Origin of the sequence: Photobacterium profundum, assembly GCF_003026285.1 — a bacterium.
Taxonomy (GTDB): domain Bacteria; phylum Pseudomonadota; class Gammaproteobacteria; order Enterobacterales; family Vibrionaceae; genus Photobacterium; species Photobacterium profundum.
Genome location: NZ_PYOD01000013.1, coordinates 25666 through 47598 on the forward strand (window position 1 = coordinate 25666; position 21933 = coordinate 47598).

Genomic DNA, 21933 nt, shown 5'->3' on the forward strand with positions numbered 1-21933 from the left:
TATGGAGAAACACTTTTACTATATGGAAAAAACCGACGCTCTAACACGCCGGTTTTTCATCAAATAATTAAGGTGGCCCCTTAAAGATTAGGCTGAATTGTTTTCAACGGAATACCCAGAGTTTCAAACTGTGGCGTCAACGCTTTCGCATCACCCACCACGATGATTTGATAATCTTCTGGCTTAAACCACTTTTGGGCTAATTCATTTAGACGTTCTTTACTGATATTCGCAACAATTTCATTACGCTCTTCAACAAAGTTATCAGGCAGTGAATACGTTAGGATCTGACCAAGCAGTTGTGCCTTTTTACTTGGTGTTTCATAACTGAGTGCATCTTTCTGCCCAACAGCTAAACGCATAAAGTCGACTTCTTTATCTGTTACACCTTCTGTGCTCATTTTTTCAAGTTCAGCCAAAAACTCTTTCGCCGACGCTAAGCTAGCATCAGCACGCACTTGGGCATAAAACACAGATAACCCCACCTCTTTCCCGCCGGTTTGATAACCACCAGCGCCATAGGTATAGCCTTTATCTTCACGCAAATTTAAGTTGATACGGCTATTGAAGTTACCCGCTAAATTGAAATTAGCCAATTGCGTTTCGTATAACTCACCAGTTGCATCATAAGGTAAACCTTGGCGAACAAGACGAATGATCGTTTGTGGCGCACCCGGTTTATCAACCATCCAAATCGCTTGTTTTTCTATGCTCGGTAATACAATCGCGCTAGGTACTGGTTTAGCCGCCCCTTGCCAATTTGATAAAAAATCAATTTTTTGGGTTAATTGCTGTTCTGTTACATCACCTACAACAACGATATCAGCGCCGTTCGGCGTGTAATAGGTGTTATAAAAGTCTTTTACATCTTTTAAGGTAATACTGTTTAAAGATAACTTAGTACCTTCTGGCGGTAGACTAAACGGGGTCCCTTTATACAAAATTTCACGCGTTGCTTGGCTTGCTAGCCAATCAGGACGTTGATGTTCGTATACCGCACCTTCAATCGCTTGTGCTTTTAAACGGTCAAAATCAACTTCATTGAAAGCAGGTTTAAATAAACGCTCTTCCAAGATAGCCAGCGTTTGTACTATGTTTTTATCCAGCGATGTTACCGAGACGGTTGTACCGTACAAGCCAGCATTAAAACTAACAGTACTGCCCAACGAATCTAATCGTGATGACAATTCTTCTGCGGTTGATTGAGTACTTGCTTCATTCATCATGGCAGCAACAAGCTTAGATAACCCTGTTTTCCCCATTGGCTCAAAACGACGCCCAGCAGGAATAACCATTTGTAACTCTACCGTTGGGGTTTCTTGGTATTTGGTACCAAGCACTTTAATACCATTGGCTAACTCAAATTGGTACAAGGTTGGCATTACAGCTTCCACCGGCTGTGAAGGCTGTGGCATTACATTGCGATCAAAGTTATCAACCGGTTCACGTAATGCTAATTGTTTATCTGTTAGCTTTTTATGCTCAGGAATAATACGAGGCATTGGCGTGTAATTTGACTTAGCGGCAACCAAATCAGTTTTACCTTTAGGCACAACACTTAAGGTAACGTTAGGGTTACCATTTACGTACTGCATATACGCAGACTCAATGCTCTCTGTCGAAACATCACGTAATTGTTGTAGCTCTACACTTAAATGATTAGGGTTACCGTAAAATGTCTGATAGGCAGCCAATTGAGATACTTTTCCGCTCACACTTTGTAAGCCAAAAATAGCATTCGCTTCGACCATGCCTTTTAGTTCGTTCAGCTCTTTCTCACTGACCCCTCGTTCTTCTAAATCATCAAGGGTGGATACCACTTTACTGCGCAGCTCTTTTAAGTTGCCTTTCTCACCACTTTGTCCAATCGCATACACATACATGGTACACGCAAGCTCTGCACAATCATGGTAGGCACCCGCATCAACAACATCACCGGTTTTCACTAAGTTTTGATAGAGCAGACTATTTTTACCACCGCCAATCACTTTGGCCAGCATATCAAGTGATGCTTCATCTTCTGAGCCGTTAAATGACGTCGGCCATGCCATCATCAACATAGGTTGCTGAACTTTATCTTCTAAGGTTATATAGCGGTCAGCATCCAGCGTAACGGGTTGCTTAGGCATATCTTTAACTTCAGGGCCACGAGGGATTGAGCCAAAGTATTTATTAACCCATGCTAATGTTTGTTCTTTGTCTAAATCACCACCGATCGTTAGCGTGGCATTATTCGGACCATACCAACGCAGGAAGAATGCTTTTAGATCATTAACATCAACACGTTCAAGATCTTCAACATAACCAATAGTTTGCCATGAGTAAGGGTGAGTACGTGGATAAAGGGCTTCGCCAAGGCGCTCATAAACTAAACCATAAGGGCGGTTTTCATAACGCTGAGCGCGTTCATTTTTAACCGTTGAGCGTTGAATTTCAAATTTACGTTGAGAGACAGCACCGAGTAAAAAGCCCATGCGATCTGACTCTAGCCATAACATTTTTTCTAATTGATTCGCAGGTACCGTTTCGAAATAATTTGTACGGTCTCGATTGGTCGTTCCGTTTAACGTACCACCAGCCTCGGTGATCAAACGAAAATGCTCTTGATCGCCAACGTGCTCAGATCCTTGAAACATCATATGTTCAAAGAAATGAGCAAAACCTGATTTACCTTCTTGTTCACGGGCAGAGCCAACATGGTAGGTCATATCGACATGCACTAATGGGTCTGATTTATCTTCGTGTAGAACAACGGTTAAACCGTTCTCAAGTGTATATTTACTGTAAGGAATTACAGGCTGCCCTTTCACTCCTGCAACTTGCTCGACGAATGTAACACCTTCAGGCAATGTTGATGTCTCTTGCCCTATTTGATTACTACACCCTGCAATTGATAGCAACGTGACACTTAAAACCCACTTTTGCACTATAGCATTCCTTATAAAAAACCTTGTACTACTAGAGCCAACACAATGTAACGCATAGCTTTGCCGATCATAATAATGATAAAGCTCAGCCAATGGTGCATTCGCAACCAGCCCGCAGCTAAACATAAAGGGTCACCAATAATGGGTAACCAACTAAAGAATAAGCTCCAGTAGCCATATTTTTTTAACCACTGTAATGCTTTATGACCATGTTTTTCTTTAGAAGTTTTATCTGGTAGTAAACGCCCTAACCAGTAATTCGTCATTCCACCAAGTGTATTACCTATCGTCGCCACTAATACCACAAGCCATAGGGCATTATCACCCAACTTAATCGTTGCAATAAGGTTGGCTTCAGAGCCGCCTGGTAACAACGTTGCACTTAGAAAACCAGTGGTGAACAATACCCATAATGCTGAATCGCCATTTAATAAATCTAACATCTTATTTACTTACATCAAGCTAATCGAAAAAAAACACTGCATATTAAATGCTTGTCGCTAAAAACAATTTTGCTACGAGTACGATCGGTTTCGAGCAGCTTATATACACAAATCCCCTCAGATTAGGCATTTTAAGCGTCAATATGTACTCTTAATAGCTTATTTGCCAACGGTTTCAGTTATCACTCACTGTTTGCCAGTCGTCATATTGCTTCCTTGTTTAGTGGGTTAATTTTACTGGCTAACGGAAAGTTACGTTATTAGCCTTAATAATGAATACCCCTTATACCAAGCTACAGATATAAAAAAAACGGATAGCGTTAAACTACCCGTTTCAAAATGTGTACTTATAGATATCACAAACAGAACTAACCCTATCAATTAACGCAACGAATTAACGCCTAACGTTAAATCATAGTTATGGTTGTTCTTCATTAACCGACAAGAGCTAATAAAATACCTGCAGCAACCGCTGAACCTAATACCCCTGCAACATTCGGCCCCATAGCATGCATTAATAAGAAATTTTGCGGATTAGCTTCTAAGCCGACCTTATTCACGACACGTGCTGCCATCGGTACAGCAGAAACTCCCGCAGCACCAATTAATGGGTTGATGTCTTCCTTGCTGAAACGGTTTAGTAATTTAGCCATCAACACACCACCACCAGTACCCACACTGAATGCCACTGCGCCTAATAGCAAAATACCCAAGGTTTCAAATTGTAAGAACGTGTTCGCTTCAAGCTTTGAGCCCACACCTAAACCCAACATGATCGTTACAATATTAATCAGTTCATTTTGAACCGTATTAGATAAACGATCGACCACGCCAGATTCACGCATCAAGTTACCTAAACAGAACATACCGATTAATGGTGTTGCTGATGGTAAAAACAGAATAGTCATCAATAATACTGCCAACGGAAAGAGTACTTTCTCTGCCTTACTGACATGACGCAATTGCTGCATTTTAATTTGTCGTTCTTCCGGCGAGGTTAACGCTTTCATAATCGGTGGCTGAATAATCGGCACAAGAGCCATATAGCTATAAGCAGCTACGGCTATCGCCCCTAAGAGATCAGGCGCTAAACGACTGGCAAGAAATATTGCCGTTGGTCCATCTGCACCACCAATAATCGCAATGGATGATGCATCGGCAAGTGTAAATTCCATTCCTGGAACAAGATTCAGTAAAATTGCACCAAATAAGGTAAAGAAAATACCAAATTGAGCAGCTGCACCTAATAACAATGTTTTAGGGTTAGCGATCAATGCACCGAAATCAGTCATTGCTCCCACGCCCATGAAGATCAATAACGGGAAAACACCCGTTTCAATACCCACATGGTAGATGTAATACAATAATCCGCCCGGCTCGGTAAATCCCGAGTTAGGAATATTCGCAAGAATAGCGCCAAAGCCCATTGGCAATAACAGTAATGGTTCAAAGCCTTTACGAATAGCAAGAAACAGTAACCCACTGCCAACCAAAATCATGATGATTTGACCGAACTCGAAATTCGCTATCCCTGTCTCTGCCCAGAGTTTTAATAAACCGTCCATGGTACCCTCTTACGCCAAACTTAGTATTGGCGAACCAACCGAAACAGAATCACCCTCTTTAACATGCAACTCTTGAATAACACCATTACGAGCTGCACGAATTTCTGTTTCCATCTTCATCGCTTCAAGCACAATCAATACATCACCTTCGGACACTTGATTGCCCGGTTTCACATTGATTTTAAAGATACTTCCCGCTAGAGGTGCTGAAATATCTTCCGCATTACTCGCTGCAGCGACGGGTGCCGGTACAGAGGCTGATGTTGCAGATACAACACTTGATAGCTCACCACTTGGACCGACTTCTACGTTATAAACCTGCCCGTTAACTTTCACACTGTACGCTTCAATATCACCGGTAGAGGTGGCTGGTTTGCTCACAGGTGCAGTAACAGCAGATTCCGCTTCAGGTGCTGGTTCAAATGCTTCAGGGTTATTACGATTTTTAAGGAACTTCAAACCAACTTGTGGAAATAACGCATACGTTAATACATCATCCACAGAGTCCTCAGCTAACTTGATATTGTCAGCTTCTGCTTTAGCCAATAAGTCGTCCGTTAGGATTGAGAGTTCATCAGCAATAAGATCAGCAGGGCGACATGTGATAGGTTCAGCGCCTTCAAGCACTCGAGCCTGAAGTTCTGCATTCACTGGCGCAGGCGCTTGACCATATTCGCCTTTCAGTATGCCAGCCGTTTCTTTTGCAATATTCTTGTAACGCTCACCCGTAAGCACATTCAATACAGCTTGAGTACCCACAATCTGCGATGTCGGTGTTACCAAAGGAATAAAGCCTAGATCCTTACGAACTCGAGGGATCTCTGCTAATACGTCATCAAAACGTTCAGCGGCACCTTGCTCTTTTAACTGGCCTTCCATGTTAGTCAACATGCCACCAGGTACTTGCGCAAGAAGAATTCGGGCATCAACCCCTTTTAAGCTACCTTCAAATTTCGCATATTTTTTACGAACTTCACGGAAGTAAGTCGCAATAGGTTCAATCTGCTGCAGATCTAAGTTGGTATCACGTTCTGTGCCTTCCAGCATCGCAATGACAGTTTCGGTAGGTGTATGACCATAAGTTTGGCTCATTGAAGAAATAGCCGTATCAAGAATATCTAAACCAGCTTCTACCGCTTTTACTGCCGTTGCTGCAGACAATCCCGTTGTTGCATGGCAATGAAGGGCAAGCGGTACATCACATGATGCTTTAATGCGTTTAACTAACTCTTCAGCTTCATAAGGCTTAAGCAGGCCAGACATGTCTTTAATACAAATAGAATGACAACCAAGATCTTCTAAGCGCTTAGCTAGATCAGTCCATGTATCTAAATTGTGCACAGGGCTTGTTGTGTATGAAATCGTACCTTGAGCATGAGCACCAACATCGATTGTTGATTTCACTGCTTTTTCAAAGTTACGTACATCATTCATTGCATCAAAAATACGGAATACATCCATACCATTTGCATGAGCACGTTCAACAAACTTCTCGACCACGTCATCGCCATAGTGGCGATACCCCAATAGGTTTTGCCCACGTAGCAACATTTGCATCGGTGTTTTAGGCATCGCTTGTTTTAAAGCTCGTAAGCGTTCCCATGGGTCTTCACCCAAAAAGCGAATGCATGAATCAAATGTTGCTCCACCCCATGTTTCAAGGGACCAATACCCCACGTTGTCTAATTGCTCTGCGATTGGCAGCATATCTTCAATACGCATGCGGGTGGCAAACAGTGACTGGTGAGCATCACGTAATACAACGTCAGTGATAGCTAAAGGCTTAGACATGATCGAAAACTCCTTGTAAGTGTAATTTGCCTATAAATCATTTTTAGGCATTACGTTGACGATACAGATGTACCGCGGCAGATATTGCTGCCACAACGTCAGGTTGAACCCCTGCATGATTTGACTCAACATTTGTCATAGGCTTTGGAATTGAAACTGCATCTGCAGGGGCCAGTTTTGACAAAAGTTGAACTAAATAGATTAAGACGCTCAGAAATCCAAAAACCACAAACATGCCAGTTAACATGATTGTTGCTGCTTCCTGTAGCAAACTTCCTAAATCAGCCATCATAGATTCCTTTCATTATTTTGTGACTGGTGCGTTAAGGATTATCACGACATGAAAAAATAAGTCAAATTTATTAACAAAATCACTTCATTTAGTTGAAGATTGTACTCATTTTTACCTATCCAATAAGAAAATAGTGATAAAACAGTCTATTTCTCATAAATCGTAGAAAAATAAGAAACTAACAGTGCCTACTCCCATTAAATAAATCAACAACAAGCTATATAAAACAACACATAAAGCTTCAAGAATCACGCTTACGTTAACGTAAGGTTAATGAAAATATTTTAATTTTTTAATCTAAAATAATGATAAATCAAACAATTACAAACAACAGGTAAAGAGTGCGATTATATTCACAAAACTTATCGTTATTTTATATAAAGAATCAATCTGATGGCATTTATAGGCTCTACTCCAGCGGATTATAGAATAAAGTACCCAGTAAAATTTCACGGTTGAACAAGGCTGAAAGTAATGCTTAATACCGATTCCGTTAATTATCTTACCATTCAGAATACCACTGGGAGTCGAGCTCAAGGATAGTGTTTGATAGAAGAGTGGTTCTCTTTTGAAATAGCTAGACACAGGAGTTGGCTTCCAGTGGTATTCCCTTTGGGTGAATTTAAAATGCAGTGTTATAAAGGTAGGTGGTATTGGAGATAGAATATCAAAATTTAGATACAAAAAAGCCCAGCCGAAGCTGAGCTTTAAATAATGGTGCACGCGGGAGGATTCGAACCTCCGACCGCCTGGTTCGTAGCCAAGTACTCTATCCAGCTGAGCTACGCGTGCACTAATTCTGCTTTACTACAAAGACAATCACGAAATATTGTCATTGCGTTTTAATGATGGTGCACGCGGGAGGATTCGAACCTCCGACCGCCTGGTTCGTAGCCAAGTACTCTATCCAGCTGAGCTACGCGTGCACTAATTCTGCTTTACTACAAAGACAATCACGAAATATTGCCATTGCGTTTTAATGATGGTGCACGCGGGAGGATTCGAACCTCCGACCGCCTGGTTCGTAGCCAAGTACTCTATCCAGCTGAGCTACGCGTGCACTAATTCTGTTTTACCACAAAGACAATCACGAAATACTGTCATTGCGTTTAAATGATGGTGCACGCGGGAGGATTCGAACCTCCGACCGCCTGGTTCGTAGCCAAGTACTCTATCCAGCTGAGCTACGCGTGCACTAATTCTGCTTTACTACAAAGACAATCACGAAATATTGTCATTGCGTTTTAATGATGGTGCACGCGGGAGGATTCGAACCTCCGACCGCCTGGTTCGTAGCCAAGTACTCTATCCAGCTGAGCTACGCGTGCACTAATTCTGCTTTACTACAAAGACAATCACGAAATATTGCCATTGCGTTTTAATGATGGTGCACGCGGGAGGATTCGAACCTCCGACCGCCTGGTTCGTAGCCAAGTACTCTATCCAGCTGAGCTACGCGTGCACTAATTCTGTTTTACCACAAAGACAATCACGAAATACTGTCATTGCGTTTAAATGATGGTGCACGCGGGAGGATTCGAACCTCCGACCGCCTGGTTCGTAGCCAAGTACTCTATCCAGCTGAGCTACGCGTGCACTGATGTTGCTTTACTTATCTTCCTGCTAAGAAAGATACTTATTAAAACAAGTCACTACTAAGTAGCAAACTAGCGTTAACGAAAGAATGGCGGTGAAGGAGGGATTCGAACCCTCGATACGGGATAAACCATATACTCCCTTAGCAGGGGAGCGCCTTCAGCCTCTCGGCCACCTCACCACACGAATTAGATGGTGCACGCGGGAGGATTCGAACCTCCGACCGCCTGGTTCGTAGCCAAGTACTCTATCCAGCTGAGCTACGCGTGCACTAATTCTGTTTTACGACAACGACAACTGAAGAATGTCATTGCTTATAAATAATGGTGCACGCGGGAGGATTCGAACCTCCGACCGCCTGGTTCGTAGCCAAGTACTCTATCCAGCTGAGCTACGCGTGCACTGATGTTGCTTTACTTATCTTCCTGCTAAGAAAGATACTTATTAAAACAAGTCACTACTAAGTAGCAAACTAGCGTTAACGAAAGAATGGCGGTGAAGGAGGGATTCGAACCCTCGATACGGGATAAACCATATACTCCCTTAGCAGGGGAGCGCCTTCAGCCTCTCGGCCACCTCACCACACGAATTAGATGGTGCACGCGGGAGGATTCGAACCTCCGACCGCCTGGTTCGTAGCCAAGTACTCTATCCAGCTGAGCTACGCGTGCACTAATTCTGTTTTACGACAACGACAACTGAAGAATGTCATTGCTTATAAATAATGGTGCACGCGGGAGGATTCGAACCTCCGACCGCCTGGTTCGTAGCCAAGTACTCTATCCAGCTGAGCTACGCGTGCACTGATGTTGCTTTTCCACAATGCCATTAAAAAATAATGGCGGTGAAGGAGGGATTCGAACCCTCGATACGGGATAAACCATATACTCCCTTAGCAGGGGAGCGCCTTCAGCCTCTCGGCCACCTCACCGTGTTTCGGGGGCTCATATTACTGCCAGCCAAAAATAAGTCAAACACTTTATTGCCAAAAAACGGCAATAGCAGCACGCATGCACATTTAATAGCCAACACGGCAACTAATCCAACGTAACTATCGAAATATTTGGCATATTTCGTTAAAGCTAACAAAATATAATTTGTATCTAGGTCAAGCTTGAGACAAAAAAGGCCAGCATACTATCGCCGACCTATTTGTATTAGAAGTTGCCAGAACCTTGAGTTCCGTTTTCTTTTTCAGCTTGAATTCGCATGTAGATTTCTTCACGGTGAACAGATACTTCTTTAGGCGCGTTAACACCAATGCGAACTTGGTTACCCTTAACACCAAGTACAGTAACTGTTACTTCATCACCAATCATTAGCGTTTCACCAACGCGACGAGTCAAAATTAGCATTCGTGTGCTCCTTGAGTTATCTCAGTTTTATAAGAATTAATAGTTATTATCCAGCAAAATTTACTACAGCGTAAATGGTCTCAGCTCAATAAATAGCGAGAAGAGGTAGATTATCCAGACTTTGCTGCTCTACCACAAACCTTTTGTGGATGATATCAACAGCTAACTTATGATTATCTTTATCTATCAAAAAAGAAAGGCAATCAGTTTGTTGCTGCTTATGGTGCACAATAATGCCTGCTTCTGATAAGAAAATACGAATTTCATCCGCATATTCCAATACATCATTCCCTATCATAGATAGAGTTGAAACATCACCAATATGGCGCATTTTTTCATCTAACACTAGTCTAAGTCGTGCTAAATCGTCATTTGAAGCAACAATTTGTGTGGAATCTGCTTTTGCAGTCACACTCCAAACCTCCACCCCAAATATACTTAATTGTCTTTGTAGCTCATCTTTAGATAGCTCAACCTCCAACAATGCTTGATTACCTAAAATGGCAATACCAACAATAGAAGGTGTTGACGCTATGTCAAAATTTACAAGAGTCCCCTCTCCCTCATCAAACGATGAAAGCACCCGTAAAGGAACACTGTGCTGAAGAGCATACTCAACTGACTGTAATTGTAGCACTTTAGCACCTTTACTCGCCATTGTTCTCATATGTTCAAAATGAATCACATTTAAACGTCTGGCATCAGGCACTAAACGGGGGTCTGTCGAATAGACCCCATCTACATCTGTAAATATTTGGCATTCAGTTGCATTCAAAGCGCTCGCAATCGCAACAGCAGTCGTATCTGAACCGCCTCGCCCTAAGGTCGTGATATTGTTATCACTATCACGCCCTTGAAAGCCTGCCACAACAACAACGTCACCTTGTTCAAGTAACGCCGTTAAACGCTTTGTCTCAACTTCAGTGATACTGGCATTATTAAATACATTATCCGTTCGAATAGTCACTTGATCAGCAGTTAAGGATTGCGCCTTAATGCCTCGCCTATTCAAAGCCATCGCAAGTAAAGCAATAGACACTTGCTCACCCGCTGATAATAAGACATCCAACTCTCTAGGTGTTGGAATCTCATCAATTTGTTTTGCCAACCCTAACAAGCGATTTGTTTCACCTGCCATCGCTGACAATACAACAACTATCTGATGACCTTGCTGATATGTTTTCATTACACGATCAGCTACAGCTTCAATTCGGTCAATACTACCTACCGACGTACCACCAAACTTCTGCACTAATAATGTCACTTCACCTCTCCAATATTTACAATTTTTCAGTTAACCAAGGAGTAACAGATTCAAGAGCTGCTGGTAATGCAGCTGCATCTGTGCCGCCAGCTTGAGCCATGTCAGGACGACCGCCACCTTTACCACCAACTTGCTGGGCAACCATATTCACAAGCTCACCCGCTTTCACTTTGCCAGTAAGATCTTTCGTTACACCAACGATTAAACCAACTTTATCGCCACTTACATTACCAAGAACAACGATACCGCTGCCTAACTTATTCTTTATTTCATCTAGCATGCCACGCAGTGCTTTATTGTCAGCACCATCAAGCTGAGTGATCAATACTTTCACTCCATTGATTTCTTTCGCTTGATCAAGCAAACCTGCACTTTCTTGTGCGGCAAGTTTATCTTGAAGCTGCTGAATATCTTTTTCTAATTGCTTACTGTGTGCCAGTAACGCGCTCACTTTTGTTGCAACAGAAGCAGCATCAGACTTAACAATACTTGCCGTTTCAGACAACAATGCTTCTTGTGCATGTAATGCATCAATAGCAGCAGCGCCCGTTACCGCTTCAATACGACGAATACCGGCCGCAATACCACCTTCAGAGGTGATCTTGAATAAACCAATATCACCGGTATTTTTCGCGTGAATACCACCACATAGCTCAGTTGAGAATTCACCCATGCTAAGTACGCGTACTTCATCATCGTATTTCTCGCCAAACAGTGCCATTGCACCTTTTTGCTTAGCAGATTCAATATCCATGATGTTGGTATCAATACTGTGGTTCAAACGAATTTGTTCATTAACAACACGCTCGATTTCACGCAATTGTTCAGGTTTAACAGCTTCAAGATTAGAGAAGTCAAAGCGCAGTGCATCAGCCTTCACTAATGAGCCTTTCTGAGCAACGTGTTCACCTAGCAAGTTACGCAATGCAGAGTGCAGCAAGTGTGTTGCTGAGTGGTTCAATGTAATCGCAGCGCGACGAGCTACATCAACTTGAGCTTCAAGTTTATCGCCAATGTTAAGCGCACCTTGTACCAGTGACCCTTGATGACCGATTGCAGCGCCGAACTTTTGCGTATCAGTTACATTAAACATTGTGCTTTCTGCTGTTAGAACACCAGCATCACCACATTGACCACCAGACTCTGCATAGAACGGTGTGTTATCAAGGATGATTAATGCATCTTCACCAGCAAGAATGCTATCAACTGCTTCACCATCGCGGTAAAGCGCAATGATACGACTTTGTGCTGCTGTGCCAGTGTAGCCACAGAACTCAGTGTTAACGTCTACTTTGATTGATTCATTGTAATCAACACCAAATTTACCCGCTTCGCGCGCACGTTGACGTTGTGCTTCCATCGCATTATTGAAGCCTTCTTCATCAATGGTGAAATCACGCTCACGTGCAACATCGTTGGTTAAATCTGCAGGAAAACCGTATGTGTCATACAGTTTAAATACCGTTTCACCATCAAGCTCTTTGCCGCTTAAGTTATCTAAAGCATCATTTAAGATTGTCAAACCACGGTCAAGTGTACGACCAAAGTTGTCTTCTTCAATCTTCAATACTTTTTCAACAAGCGCTTGTTGTTTCTTCAGCTCTTCACCAGCAGTGCCCATGATTTCAGCTAAAGGACCCGCTAGCTTGTAGAAGAATGCACCGGTTGCGCCTAATTTGTTACCGTGGCGTACTGCACGACGAATAATACGACGAAGCACATAACCACGACCTTCGTTTGAAGGCATAACACCATCAACGATTAAGAACGCACAAGAACGGATGTGGTCAGCCACAACGCGCAATGATTGATTAGACAGATCTTCGTAACCAATCACTTCTGCAGACTTTTTAATTAGAGTCTGGAAGATATCAATTTCATAGTTAGAGTGAACGCCCTGCATAATCGCAGCAATACGCTCAATACCCATACCAGTATCAACAGAAGGCTTAGGTAACGGCTCCATTGTGCCGTCAGCTTGACGGTTAAACTGCATGAATACGTTGTTCCAGATCTCGATGAAACGGTCACCATCTTCTTCTGGTGTACCAGGACGACCGCCCCAAATATGTTCACCGTGATCATAGAAAATTTCAGTACAAGGGCCACAAGGGCCGGTGTCACCCATCTGCCAGAAATTGTCTGAAGCGTAAGGTGCCCCCTTGTTGTCGCCGATACGTACGATACGATCTGCAGGGATACCCATTTCTTTATTCCAGATGTCGAATGCTTCGTCATCTGTTTCGTAAATCGTTACCAATAGACGATCTTGAGGCAAGCCCAATACATCAGTTAAAAACTCCCAAGCATACTTAATCGCGTCTTGCTTGAAATAATCACCGAAACTGAAATTACCCAGCATTTCAAAGAAAGTATGGTGACGGGCAGTAAAGCCAACATTTTCTAGATCATTGTGCTTACCACCGGCACGTACACAGCGTTGAGCAGTTGTCGCTCGAGTGTAGCTGCGCTTTTCAATACCTAGAAAAGTATCTTTAAATTGATTCATACCTGCATTGGTAAACAACAACGTTGGGTCGTTGGCAGGTACAAGAGAAGAGCTCTCCACTATTTGGTGGCCTTTGCTCTCAAAAAACGCTAGAAACGCACGGCGAATCTCATCAGTGCTCATGTACATTGGGAAATCCTGAATAGATGCTTTATAGAAACCAGAATTATCGCCTTTAAGCGATAGTATCGGACTAAGATAAATTTTTTGGCGGTCATTGTAAAACAACCACTGTGGGAACGGGAAATATTATGTTAAAAATTAACGTAAATAATGACACTTTAACCACTAAATATGCGGTTAATTGCTAGAAGGAGGCTATGTGGCAGTCGTTAGAGCAAATCGTTATAATTGATTTCAGGTTACTCATCATCTCGAATATTCAATGCATAGCTTATTTGGTCTGAGTCAAACCCTCGATATTCCATAAAACGATAACGCTTGGCTTTTTCTTTAAGTGTATCGGCATCACTAATACCAAACTTTCGCAGAGCAACATCTTTCGCATGTTCAAACCAATCAACATCGCACTCTTCAAAAACTAAATTAATGATAGCCTCAGATATACCTTTCTTTTTTAACTCTTCTCTAAGACGCAGCTCTCCCAGCCCTTTCGCAATACTATTTCGTACAATGAGTGATGTATAGCGGTGATCATTCAACCAACCATGCTCAAGGCAATCGGTAATTGCACTGTCGATTTCATCTTGCCCATAGTGTTTACCTTGAAGTTTTATTCGTAACTCCATTTCGGCATGATCACGGCGTGATAAATACCCAATAGCCACTTGTTTAGCTGTTACTTTGTGAGAGCTATTCTTTGTCATATTAAATTTCCATTAAACAAAAAGCGGGCTTTGTATACGCTACAAAGCCCGCTTTCTTATTCATTTATGAAAACTGTTCCAGAAGAGATATACCTTCATATTACAGCTGCTTCAGCTCTCTTATTTTAGAGCTTCAGCTTCATCTTTTTTTGAACCTGATTTTTTTGCATCAGTTTCTTCTACTTCTTCCACTGCTGGTGATAACAGCATGTCACGTAGTAGTTTTTCAATCTCTTCAGCTATTGCTGGATTTTCGACTAGGTGCTTACAAGAATTAGCCTTACCTTGGCCAATTTTATTACCTTTATAGCTGTACCAAGCACCCGCTTTTTCTACAAGCTTATGCTTAACACCTAGATCAATGAGTTCACCGTTACGATTAAAGCCTTGACCATAAAGAATTTGTGTTTCAGCCTGCTTAAACGGTGCAGCAATTTTATTTTTAACAACCTTGATGCGTGTTTCGTTACCAACAACTTCATCACCATCTTTAATTGCACCAGTACGGCGAATATCAAGACGAACAGATGCGTAGAACTTAAGGGCATTACCACCAGTAGTCGTTTCTGGGTTGCCAAACATCACACCAATTTTCATACGAATTTGGTTGATGAAGATACACATACAGTTTGATTGCTTCAGGTTACCAGTCAGCTTACGCATCGCTTGAGAAAGCATACGTGCTTGTAAACCCATATGTGAATCACCCATCTCGCCTTCAATTTCAGCTTTAGGTGTTAAAGCCGCAACAGAATCGATTACGATAAGATCAACAGCACCAGAGCGTGCTAGTGCATCACAAATTTCTAATGCTTGCTCACCCGTGTCTGGTTGAGAAACAAGTAACTGGTCAATATCAACACCCAGCTTCTGGGCATAGATTGGATCCAATGCGTGTTCAGCATCAATAAAAGCACACGTTTTATTTACGCGTTGCGCCGCGGCAATTGTTTCAAGCGTTAGCGTTGTTTTACCTGATGATTCCGGACCATAGATTTCAACGATACGCCCCATAGGTAAACCACCAGCACCTAATGCGATATCAAGTGAAAGTGAACCAGTTGAAATAGTTTCAATATCCATTGTGCGGTTGTCGCCCAACTTCATGATTGAACCTTTACCAAATTGCTTTTCAATCTGACCTAACGCTGCGGCAAGAGCCTTCTGCTTATTATCGTCCATTCGACTCTCCAACGGATGCTTAAATGAAATTACTGAACTTGCTTAATGATGATCAGTATACTGTCTATTCATACAGTGTCTAGCACTGTGTGATATTTTTTTTATCTTTGCACTTCGCCTGAAAATAACAAAGTACCATCAAGCTATTGTAACGAGCCGCTGAAGCATGCCAGATAACGATTTTTCAATCGCTTGCTCTCTTACAGCGTTGCGATCACCGTCAAATAAACAGGTTTCAGTATATAGCCACCCTGTTTTATCTGCCCAAGCAAGGCATACCGTACCAACAGGTTTTAATGCTGTACCACCACCAGGGCCAGCAATACCGCTGATGGCAACACTGATATCAGCATTAGAATTATCTAATGCACCTCTTGCCATTTCCATTACAACGGGTTCACTGACGGCACCATGTTCAGCTAATGTCTCTGCTTGCACATTGATCATTTGCTGCTTGGCTTCATTACTGTAAGTCACAAACGCGCGATCAAACCACGCAGAACTGCCTGCTATTTCAGTGATCGCCATCGATACACCACCACCAGTGCATGATTCAGCCGTTGTGGCTACCCAGTCTTGTTGTGATAACGCAGCACCCAGTTGTTCAGCTAGGTTCAATATCCTATTCATTTCTCAATCCTTATTCGGCCTGCAGTACAATAAAAGTTATTTCATATCAATATTATTAAACGTCAACCTTAAACATGTTTACCGCAAGCACCTCTGTCAGAATACCTAAATAACCGCTACGGTTATCAACTTACTCACTTGAAAATAAATTCCCTGTATTGAGACTTTGCCGACTAGTCTGATTCACGTATCCTTAGTACCAGAATTTAATCCAGCAGCAACAGTAGGCAATATCGTGACAGTAAAAGGTTTAGAAACACACACTCCCATGATGCAGCAATTTTTACGCATTAAAGCTGAAAACCCTGACACTTTACTGTTCTATCGCATGGGTGATTTCTACGAACTATTTTTTGATGATGCTAAAAGAGCATCTCAACTACTGGATATTACGCTGACTAAGCGTGGTTCATCAAATGGTCACCCCATTCCTATGGCAGGCTTACCCTACCATGCTGTAGAAGGGTATTTAGCAAAGCTAGTTCAACAAGGTGTATCTGTCGCTATTTGTGAACAAATTGGCGACCCTGCCACCAGCAAAGGCCCTGTGGATCGCCAAGTTGTACGTATTGTGACGCCAGGAACGGTCAGTGATGAGGCGCTACTAAGCGAACGTCGAGATAATTTAGTGGCCGCTATTTATCAAAATAGCAAAGGCTTTGGCTACGCCACACTGGATATTACGTCTGGTCGTTTCATGCTCTCAGAGCCTGAAACTGAAGAAGCAATGCAAGCAGAACTGCAACGCACCAGTCCAGCAGAGCTGCTTTACCCCGAAGACTTTACACTAATGCACATGATTGAAGCCATAAAGGGGACACGTCGCCGTCCTATTTGGGAATTTGATCTAGACACTGCACGCCAACAATTAACCATGCAATTTGGTACCCGTGACTTAATTGGCTTTGGTGTCGAAAAAGCGGAACGTGGATTATCGGCTGCTGGGTGTTTACTGCAATATGTGAAAGATACTCAACGTACAGCCCTACCTCATATTCGTGCCATTACTTTAGATAGCAAAGATCATTCAGTTATTTTAGATGCTGCGACACGCCGTAATTTAGAACTGACCCAAAACTTATCGGGTGGCTTTGATAATACCTTAGCATCGGTACTTGACCATACAGCAACTCCAATGGGCAGCCGCTTATTAAAACGCTGGTTGCATCAACCCATTCGAGATACAAAACAACTCAATCATCGCTTAGATGCTATCGCCGCATTTAAAGATACAGGCATGTTTATTGAGGTTGCTGAAGTACTACATCATATGGGCGATCTAGAGCGTATTTTAGCGCGACTAGCACTACGTTCTGCTCGTCCTCGTGATCTAGCACGTATGCGCAGCGCATTACAATCGTTGCCTCAACTAGCTGAGGTATTGGCTGACATTGAGCAACCACGTATCGGCGAATTGGCGAATTCGTCTGCACCAATGGACGATCTTTGTGAACTGCTTGAACGAGCAATAATAGAGAACCCACCTGTAATTATTCGTGATGGTGGTGTATTAGCACCTGGCTATAACGCTGAATTAGATGAATGGCGTGATCTTGCTGATGGGGCGAAAAAATTCCTCGATGATCTTGAAACGCGAGAACGAGAGCAGCATGGGATTGATAGTTTAAAAGTAGGCTTTAATCAGGTTCACGGTTTCTTTATCCAAATTAGCCGAGGACAAAGCCATTTAGCACCCGATCACTATGTTCGCCGCCAAACCCTCAAGAATGCTGAACGTTATATTATTCCGGAGCTAAAAGAACACGAAGACAAGGTACTTAACTCTAAATCTAAAGCCCTAGGTTTAGAAAAGAAATTGTGGGAAGAACTGTTTGATCAGTTACTGCCTCACTTAGAGCAGCTACAAAATGCAGCGAGTGCCTTAAGTGAATTAGACGTATTAGCCAATCTTGCGGAACGTGCTGACACCCTAAACTATTGCCGCCCAGAGTTAACCGACCAAACGGGGATTGAGATCGCAGCTGGTCGTCATCCGGTTGTCGAACAAGTACTGAGTGAACCGTTTATTGCTAATCCAATATCTCTTCATCATGATCGTCGCATGTTAATTATTACCGGCCCAAACATGGGTGGTAAGTCGACCTATATGCGTCAAACAGCCCTTATTGCTCTTATGGCCCACGTGGGTTCGTTTGTGCCAGCTGAAGCCGTTAAAATAGGTTCTCTGGATCGTATTTTCACTCGAATTGGAGCCTCTGATGATTTAGCTTCTGGTCGCTCTACCTTCATGGTCGAGATGACTGAAACCGCCAACATTCTCCATAATGCAACAAGCAAAAGTTTAGTCCTAATGGATGAGATAGGTCGTGGCACCAGTACCTATGATGGCCTATCATTGGCATGGGCAAGTGCTGAGTGGCTAGCTGAAAAAATCGCAGCGATGACTTTATTTGCGACCCATTATTTCGAACTAACAGAGTTACCCTCCATGATGGATGGTTTAGCCAATGTCCATTTAGATGCAGTTGAACACGGTGATGAAATTGCTTTCATGCACGCCGTACAAGAAGGGGCGGCAAGCAAATCATATGGATTGGCCGTAGCCAGTTTAGCGGGTGTACCTAAAGCGGTTATCAAACGTGCAAAGGCTAAGCTAACCCAACTAGAAACAACCGGTCACCAGCAAGCAATAAAAAATCCATCGAAAGCACCAAGAGAAGAACAGCAACTTACTTTGCTTCCTGAACCGAGTGACGTTGAAGAAGCATTAGCCAAAGTCAATCCTGATGAGATGACACCACGTCAAGCATTAGACGAGCTATATCGATTAAAGGCATTAATGTAATTAACCTAACCGCTCAAATTTGTAGAAAATAAAAAAGGACGCATCGGCGTCCTTTTTTGTTTCTTATATTTCTAGAATAAATGACAAAAGGTGTAACAAAATGGGCTCATTTATTTCAACAAAATATAATTAAATTATTGCGCACCTTGATTAAACAGCGACTCAATGTTCAGTCCTTGATGGGTCAACATATCACGTAAACGACGTAAGCCTTCCACTTGAATTTGACGAACACGTTCGCGGGTTAAACCGATTTCACGACCAACATCTTCTAAGGTTGATGCTTCATAGCCAAGTAAACCGAAACGACGAGCAAGTACTTCGCGTTGCTTAGGATTCAGCTCTTGTAGCCAATGAACGATGGAGTTTTTGATGTCGTCATCTTGCGTTGATGATTCAGGGCTTCCTCCTTTTTCATCCGGAATAATATCAAGTAACGCTTTTTCAGAATCACCACCAATTGGATTGTCGACCGAGCTAACACGTTCATTCAAACGCAGCATGCGATTAACATCATCAACAGGTTTCTCTAATTGCAGCGCGATATCTTCTGCAGTAGGTTCATGATCGAGCTTTTGAGCGAGTTCACGTGCAGTTCTTAGGTAAACATTCAGTTCTTTTACGACATGGATTGGTAAGCGGATGGTGCGGGTTTGGTTCATGATCGCACGTTCTATTGTTTGGCGGATCCACCACGTTGCATAAGTCGAAAATCGAAAGCCTCGTTCTGGATCAAACTTTTCAACTGCTCGAATAAGCCCGAGGTTTCCCTCTTCCACCAGATCAAGCAAAGCAAGACCACGATTGCTGTATCGACGAGAAATTTTAACAACTAAACGTAAGTTGCTTTCAATCATACGTTTACGTGCAATCTCATCACCACGTAATGCTCGGCGCGCATACAAGACTTCTTCTTCTGCCGTTAGCAGTGGTGAAAAACCAATTTCACCGAGGTAAAGTTGTGTTGCATCAAGCGCTTTTTGCGTGGTTCCATATTTAGAAACATCAACATCATCACTCGAGCTTTCCTCCGGCTCAGCTTTAGTACTCGCTGCTGCCGCATCGGCTATTGCCTCGATATTAATATCTTCATCAAGGTTTAATGTGTCAGTTTTTTTTGCTGTGCTGCTTCTACTCATAGCGCCTCCCAGATGGCGAGTTAGCAAGACATTACAACTTCTCTATGTCATTCTATTTTTTGGGCAAATACCGCATTGGATCAACGGATTTACCTTTATAACGAATTTCAAAATGTAAACGAACACTGCTTGTACCCGAGCTACCCATTGAAGCAATCTTCTGCCCGGCTTTTACTGTTTGCTGCTCTTTCACAAGCATTTTATCGTTATGGGCGTAAGCACTAAGGTAATCATCGCTATGCTTAATAATAATGAGATTACCGTAGCCACGAAGTGCGTTACCAGCATAAACCACTCGACCATTTGCTGATGCAGCAATCGTTGCACCACGTTGACCGGCAATGTCTATGCCTTTATTTCCATTTTCTGAATTGGAAAACTTTGCAATAACGCGCCCATTATTTGGCCAGTTCCAACTAGCGACCTTGTTACTGGTTGCTGGTTTTTTTGTTGCTGAATTGTTACTTTTTGTCGCTTTTTGAGAGTACTCCTTTGTGCGATCTTGATCAACTTTTTTATTGACTGTTTTTTGCTCAACTTTCTTTGGTTGCACTGGAGGTTTGGGCTTCGTTTTCTTTTGCTGCGCAGGTGATTTTGGCTTAGCAGTATTAGCTGTTGTTTTTACTGGGGGTTTAACAACAGCGACAGCAGCAGTGCCGTATTTGGGTGCAACGTATTTCGAATTCCAAAGATCAAGTTTTTGTCCGGGATAAATCGTATAAGGGTATGACAATTTATTCTGAGCAATTATTTCTTTAACTTCTTTACCTGTTACATAAGAAATAAAATAAAGCGTATCGCCTTTTTGAACTCGATAGTAACTGCCGCGAAAACTACCACGATCAACTTGAGAGTAATCTTTATTAAGGCTAGAAACAGGTGCAGGCGTGTGACTGCTACAGGCAGACAACAGCAGCAGACAAGCTGCAACTGAGGCTATACACCATATGTTTCCCTTCACACGCAGCCCCATCACTTTATGCTAAATCTCCAGCAACCAAAGGAACAAACCTAACGGCTTCAATATCTTGAGAAACAAACTGTTCGCCATTACGAGTGATCTTTTTTAATACTTGTAAGTCATCGCCAACAGGAATAACTAACCGTCCACCGTCAGTAAGCTGCGCCAATAATTCCATTGGCATTTCTTCTGCAGCTGCGGTAACAATAATGGCATCAAATGGGCCTTTATTATGCCAACCTTTCCATCCATCCCCATGTTTAGTCGATATATTATGGAGATTTAATTGTTTTAGGCGACGTTTAGCTTGCCATTGTAGTGCTTTAATACGCTCAACTGAATATACATGATCAACTAATTGAGCGAGTACCGCGGTTTGGTAGCCCGAGCCTGTGCCAACTTCCAACACGTGTGATTGTGCCGTTAATTCGAGTAACTCTGTCATCTTACCGACGATATAAGGTTGAGAAATGGTCTGTCCGCTGCCGATGGGTAATGCATTATTCTCATACGCTTGGTGAGAAAAAGCCTCATCAATAAACAGTTCTCTTGGAACACCGGTTATTGCATTGAGTACTTTCTCATTTCGAATACCATGACGTTGTAAAATAACCATCAAGTTATGTCGTTCTTTCGCGTAACGCAT

Annotated in this window: 15 protein-coding genes and 14 tRNA genes; 1 reads left to right on the plus strand and 28 read right to left on the minus strand. The window is 42.5% G+C overall.

The features are described 5' to 3' along the window. Positions 1 to 80: 80 nt before the first annotated feature. From C9J48_RS21095 to pncC, 25 genes are all read right to left on the minus strand, one after another. On the minus strand, positions 81 to 2927 hold the full coding sequence (locus C9J48_RS21095) for a M16 family metallopeptidase (protein WP_006232617.1): 2847 nt from the start codon (positions 2925 to 2927) through the stop codon (positions 81 to 83). Between the two features lie 11 nt (positions 2928 to 2938). Continuing rightward, positions 2939 to 3370, minus strand: a complete 432-nt coding sequence (locus C9J48_RS21100; RefSeq protein WP_006232618.1) for a YqaA family protein — start codon at positions 3368 to 3370, stop codon at positions 2939 to 2941. A 434-nt stretch (positions 3371 to 3804) separates the two neighbouring features. Beyond that, positions 3805 to 4935, minus strand: a complete 1131-nt coding sequence (locus C9J48_RS21105; protein WP_006232619.1) for a sodium ion-translocating decarboxylase subunit beta — start codon at positions 4933 to 4935, stop codon at positions 3805 to 3807. 9 nt (positions 4936 to 4944) lie between these two features. Continuing rightward, positions 4945 to 6726, minus strand: a complete 1782-nt coding sequence (gene oadA, locus C9J48_RS21110; protein WP_006232620.1) for a sodium-extruding oxaloacetate decarboxylase subunit alpha — start codon at positions 6724 to 6726, stop codon at positions 4945 to 4947. Between the two features lie 43 nt (positions 6727 to 6769). After that, positions 6770 to 7015, minus strand: a complete 246-nt coding sequence (locus C9J48_RS21115; RefSeq protein WP_006232621.1) for an oxaloacetate decarboxylase subunit gamma — start codon at positions 7013 to 7015, stop codon at positions 6770 to 6772. 718 nt (positions 7016 to 7733) lie between these two features. Next, a tRNA-Arg gene (locus tag C9J48_RS21120) sits at positions 7734 to 7810 on the minus strand. Positions 7811 to 7867: 57 nt separating this feature from the next. After that, a tRNA-Arg gene (locus tag C9J48_RS21125) sits at positions 7868 to 7944 on the minus strand. Positions 7945 to 8001: 57 nt separating this feature from the next. Beyond that, positions 8002 to 8078 (minus strand) — tRNA-Arg (locus tag C9J48_RS21130). Positions 8079 to 8135: 57 nt separating this feature from the next. Further along, positions 8136 to 8212 (minus strand) — tRNA-Arg (locus C9J48_RS21135). A 57-nt stretch (positions 8213 to 8269) separates the two neighbouring features. Continuing rightward, positions 8270 to 8346: transfer RNA gene (locus C9J48_RS21140), tRNA-Arg, on the minus strand. Positions 8347 to 8403: 57 nt separating this feature from the next. Continuing rightward, positions 8404 to 8480: transfer RNA gene (locus C9J48_RS21145), tRNA-Arg, on the minus strand. A gap of 57 nt (positions 8481 to 8537) precedes the next feature. Beyond that, positions 8538 to 8614: transfer RNA gene (locus C9J48_RS21150), tRNA-Arg, on the minus strand. Positions 8615 to 8703: 89 nt separating this feature from the next. Continuing rightward, positions 8704 to 8795, minus strand: a tRNA-Ser gene (locus C9J48_RS21155). Positions 8796 to 8807: 12 nt separating this feature from the next. Next, positions 8808 to 8884 (minus strand) — tRNA-Arg (locus tag C9J48_RS21160). A 54-nt stretch (positions 8885 to 8938) separates the two neighbouring features. Next, positions 8939 to 9015: transfer RNA gene (locus tag C9J48_RS21165), tRNA-Arg, on the minus strand. 89 nt (positions 9016 to 9104) lie between these two features. Then, a tRNA-Ser gene (locus C9J48_RS21170) sits at positions 9105 to 9196 on the minus strand. Positions 9197 to 9208: 12 nt separating this feature from the next. Further along, positions 9209 to 9285 (minus strand) — tRNA-Arg (locus C9J48_RS21175). A 54-nt stretch (positions 9286 to 9339) separates the two neighbouring features. Further along, a tRNA-Arg gene (locus C9J48_RS21180) sits at positions 9340 to 9416 on the minus strand. 37 nt (positions 9417 to 9453) lie between these two features. After that, a tRNA-Ser gene (locus tag C9J48_RS21185) sits at positions 9454 to 9545 on the minus strand. Positions 9546 to 9771: 226 nt separating this feature from the next. Then, positions 9772 to 9969, minus strand: coding sequence for a carbon storage regulator CsrA (gene csrA / locus C9J48_RS21190; protein ID WP_006232594.1), 198 nt, complete (start codon positions 9967 to 9969; stop codon positions 9772 to 9774). 85 nt (positions 9970 to 10054) lie between these two features. Then, positions 10055 to 11233 (minus strand): aspartate kinase, encoded by a 1179-nt coding sequence (locus C9J48_RS21195; RefSeq protein WP_006232593.1) that lies wholly within the window; start codon positions 11231 to 11233, stop codon positions 10055 to 10057. Between the two features lie 16 nt (positions 11234 to 11249). After that, positions 11250 to 13871 (minus strand): alanine--tRNA ligase, encoded by a 2622-nt coding sequence (gene alaS, locus C9J48_RS21200; protein WP_006232592.1) that lies wholly within the window; start codon positions 13869 to 13871, stop codon positions 11250 to 11252. Between the two features lie 233 nt (positions 13872 to 14104). Beyond that, on the minus strand, positions 14105 to 14569 hold the full coding sequence (recX, locus tag C9J48_RS21205) for a recombination regulator RecX (protein ID WP_006232591.1): 465 nt from the start codon (positions 14567 to 14569) through the stop codon (positions 14105 to 14107). Positions 14570 to 14689: 120 nt separating this feature from the next. Then, positions 14690 to 15751, minus strand: a complete 1062-nt coding sequence (recA, locus tag C9J48_RS21210; RefSeq protein ID WP_006232590.1) for a recombinase RecA — start codon at positions 15749 to 15751, stop codon at positions 14690 to 14692. Positions 15752 to 15889: 138 nt separating this feature from the next. After that, positions 15890 to 16381 carry a nicotinamide-nucleotide amidase gene (gene pncC, locus C9J48_RS21215; protein WP_006232589.1) on the minus strand — a complete coding sequence of 164 codons (492 nt, stop codon included), beginning with the start codon at positions 16379 to 16381 and terminating at the stop codon, positions 15890 to 15892. 268 nt (positions 16382 to 16649) lie between these two features. Here pncC and mutS point away from each other — a divergent pair, with 268 nt between their 5' ends. Further along, the gene (gene mutS / locus C9J48_RS21220; protein WP_006232588.1) at positions 16650 to 19187 is read left to right on the plus strand and encodes a DNA mismatch repair protein MutS; all 2538 of its coding nucleotides are present in this window, start codon (positions 16650 to 16652) and stop codon (positions 19185 to 19187) included. Between the two features lie 134 nt (positions 19188 to 19321). On the opposite strand, the gene rpoS is transcribed toward mutS, so the two are convergent. Genes rpoS through C9J48_RS21235 form a run of 3 tightly spaced genes read right to left on the minus strand, consistent with a single transcriptional unit; the run spans position 19322 to position 21933 of the window. Continuing rightward, on the minus strand, positions 19322 to 20326 hold the full coding sequence (rpoS, locus tag C9J48_RS21225; protein ID WP_006232587.1) for an RNA polymerase sigma factor RpoS: 1005 nt from the start codon (positions 20324 to 20326) through the stop codon (positions 19322 to 19324). Between the two features lie 52 nt (positions 20327 to 20378). Then, positions 20379 to 21299, minus strand: coding sequence for a murein hydrolase activator NlpD (gene nlpD / locus C9J48_RS21230; protein WP_006232586.1), 921 nt, complete (start codon positions 21297 to 21299; stop codon positions 20379 to 20381). 4 nt (positions 21300 to 21303) lie between these two features. Beyond that, positions 21304 to 21933: a protein-L-isoaspartate(D-aspartate) O-methyltransferase gene (locus C9J48_RS21235; RefSeq protein WP_006232585.1), complete on the minus strand. Its 630-nt coding sequence runs from the start codon at positions 21931 to 21933 to the stop codon at positions 21304 to 21306.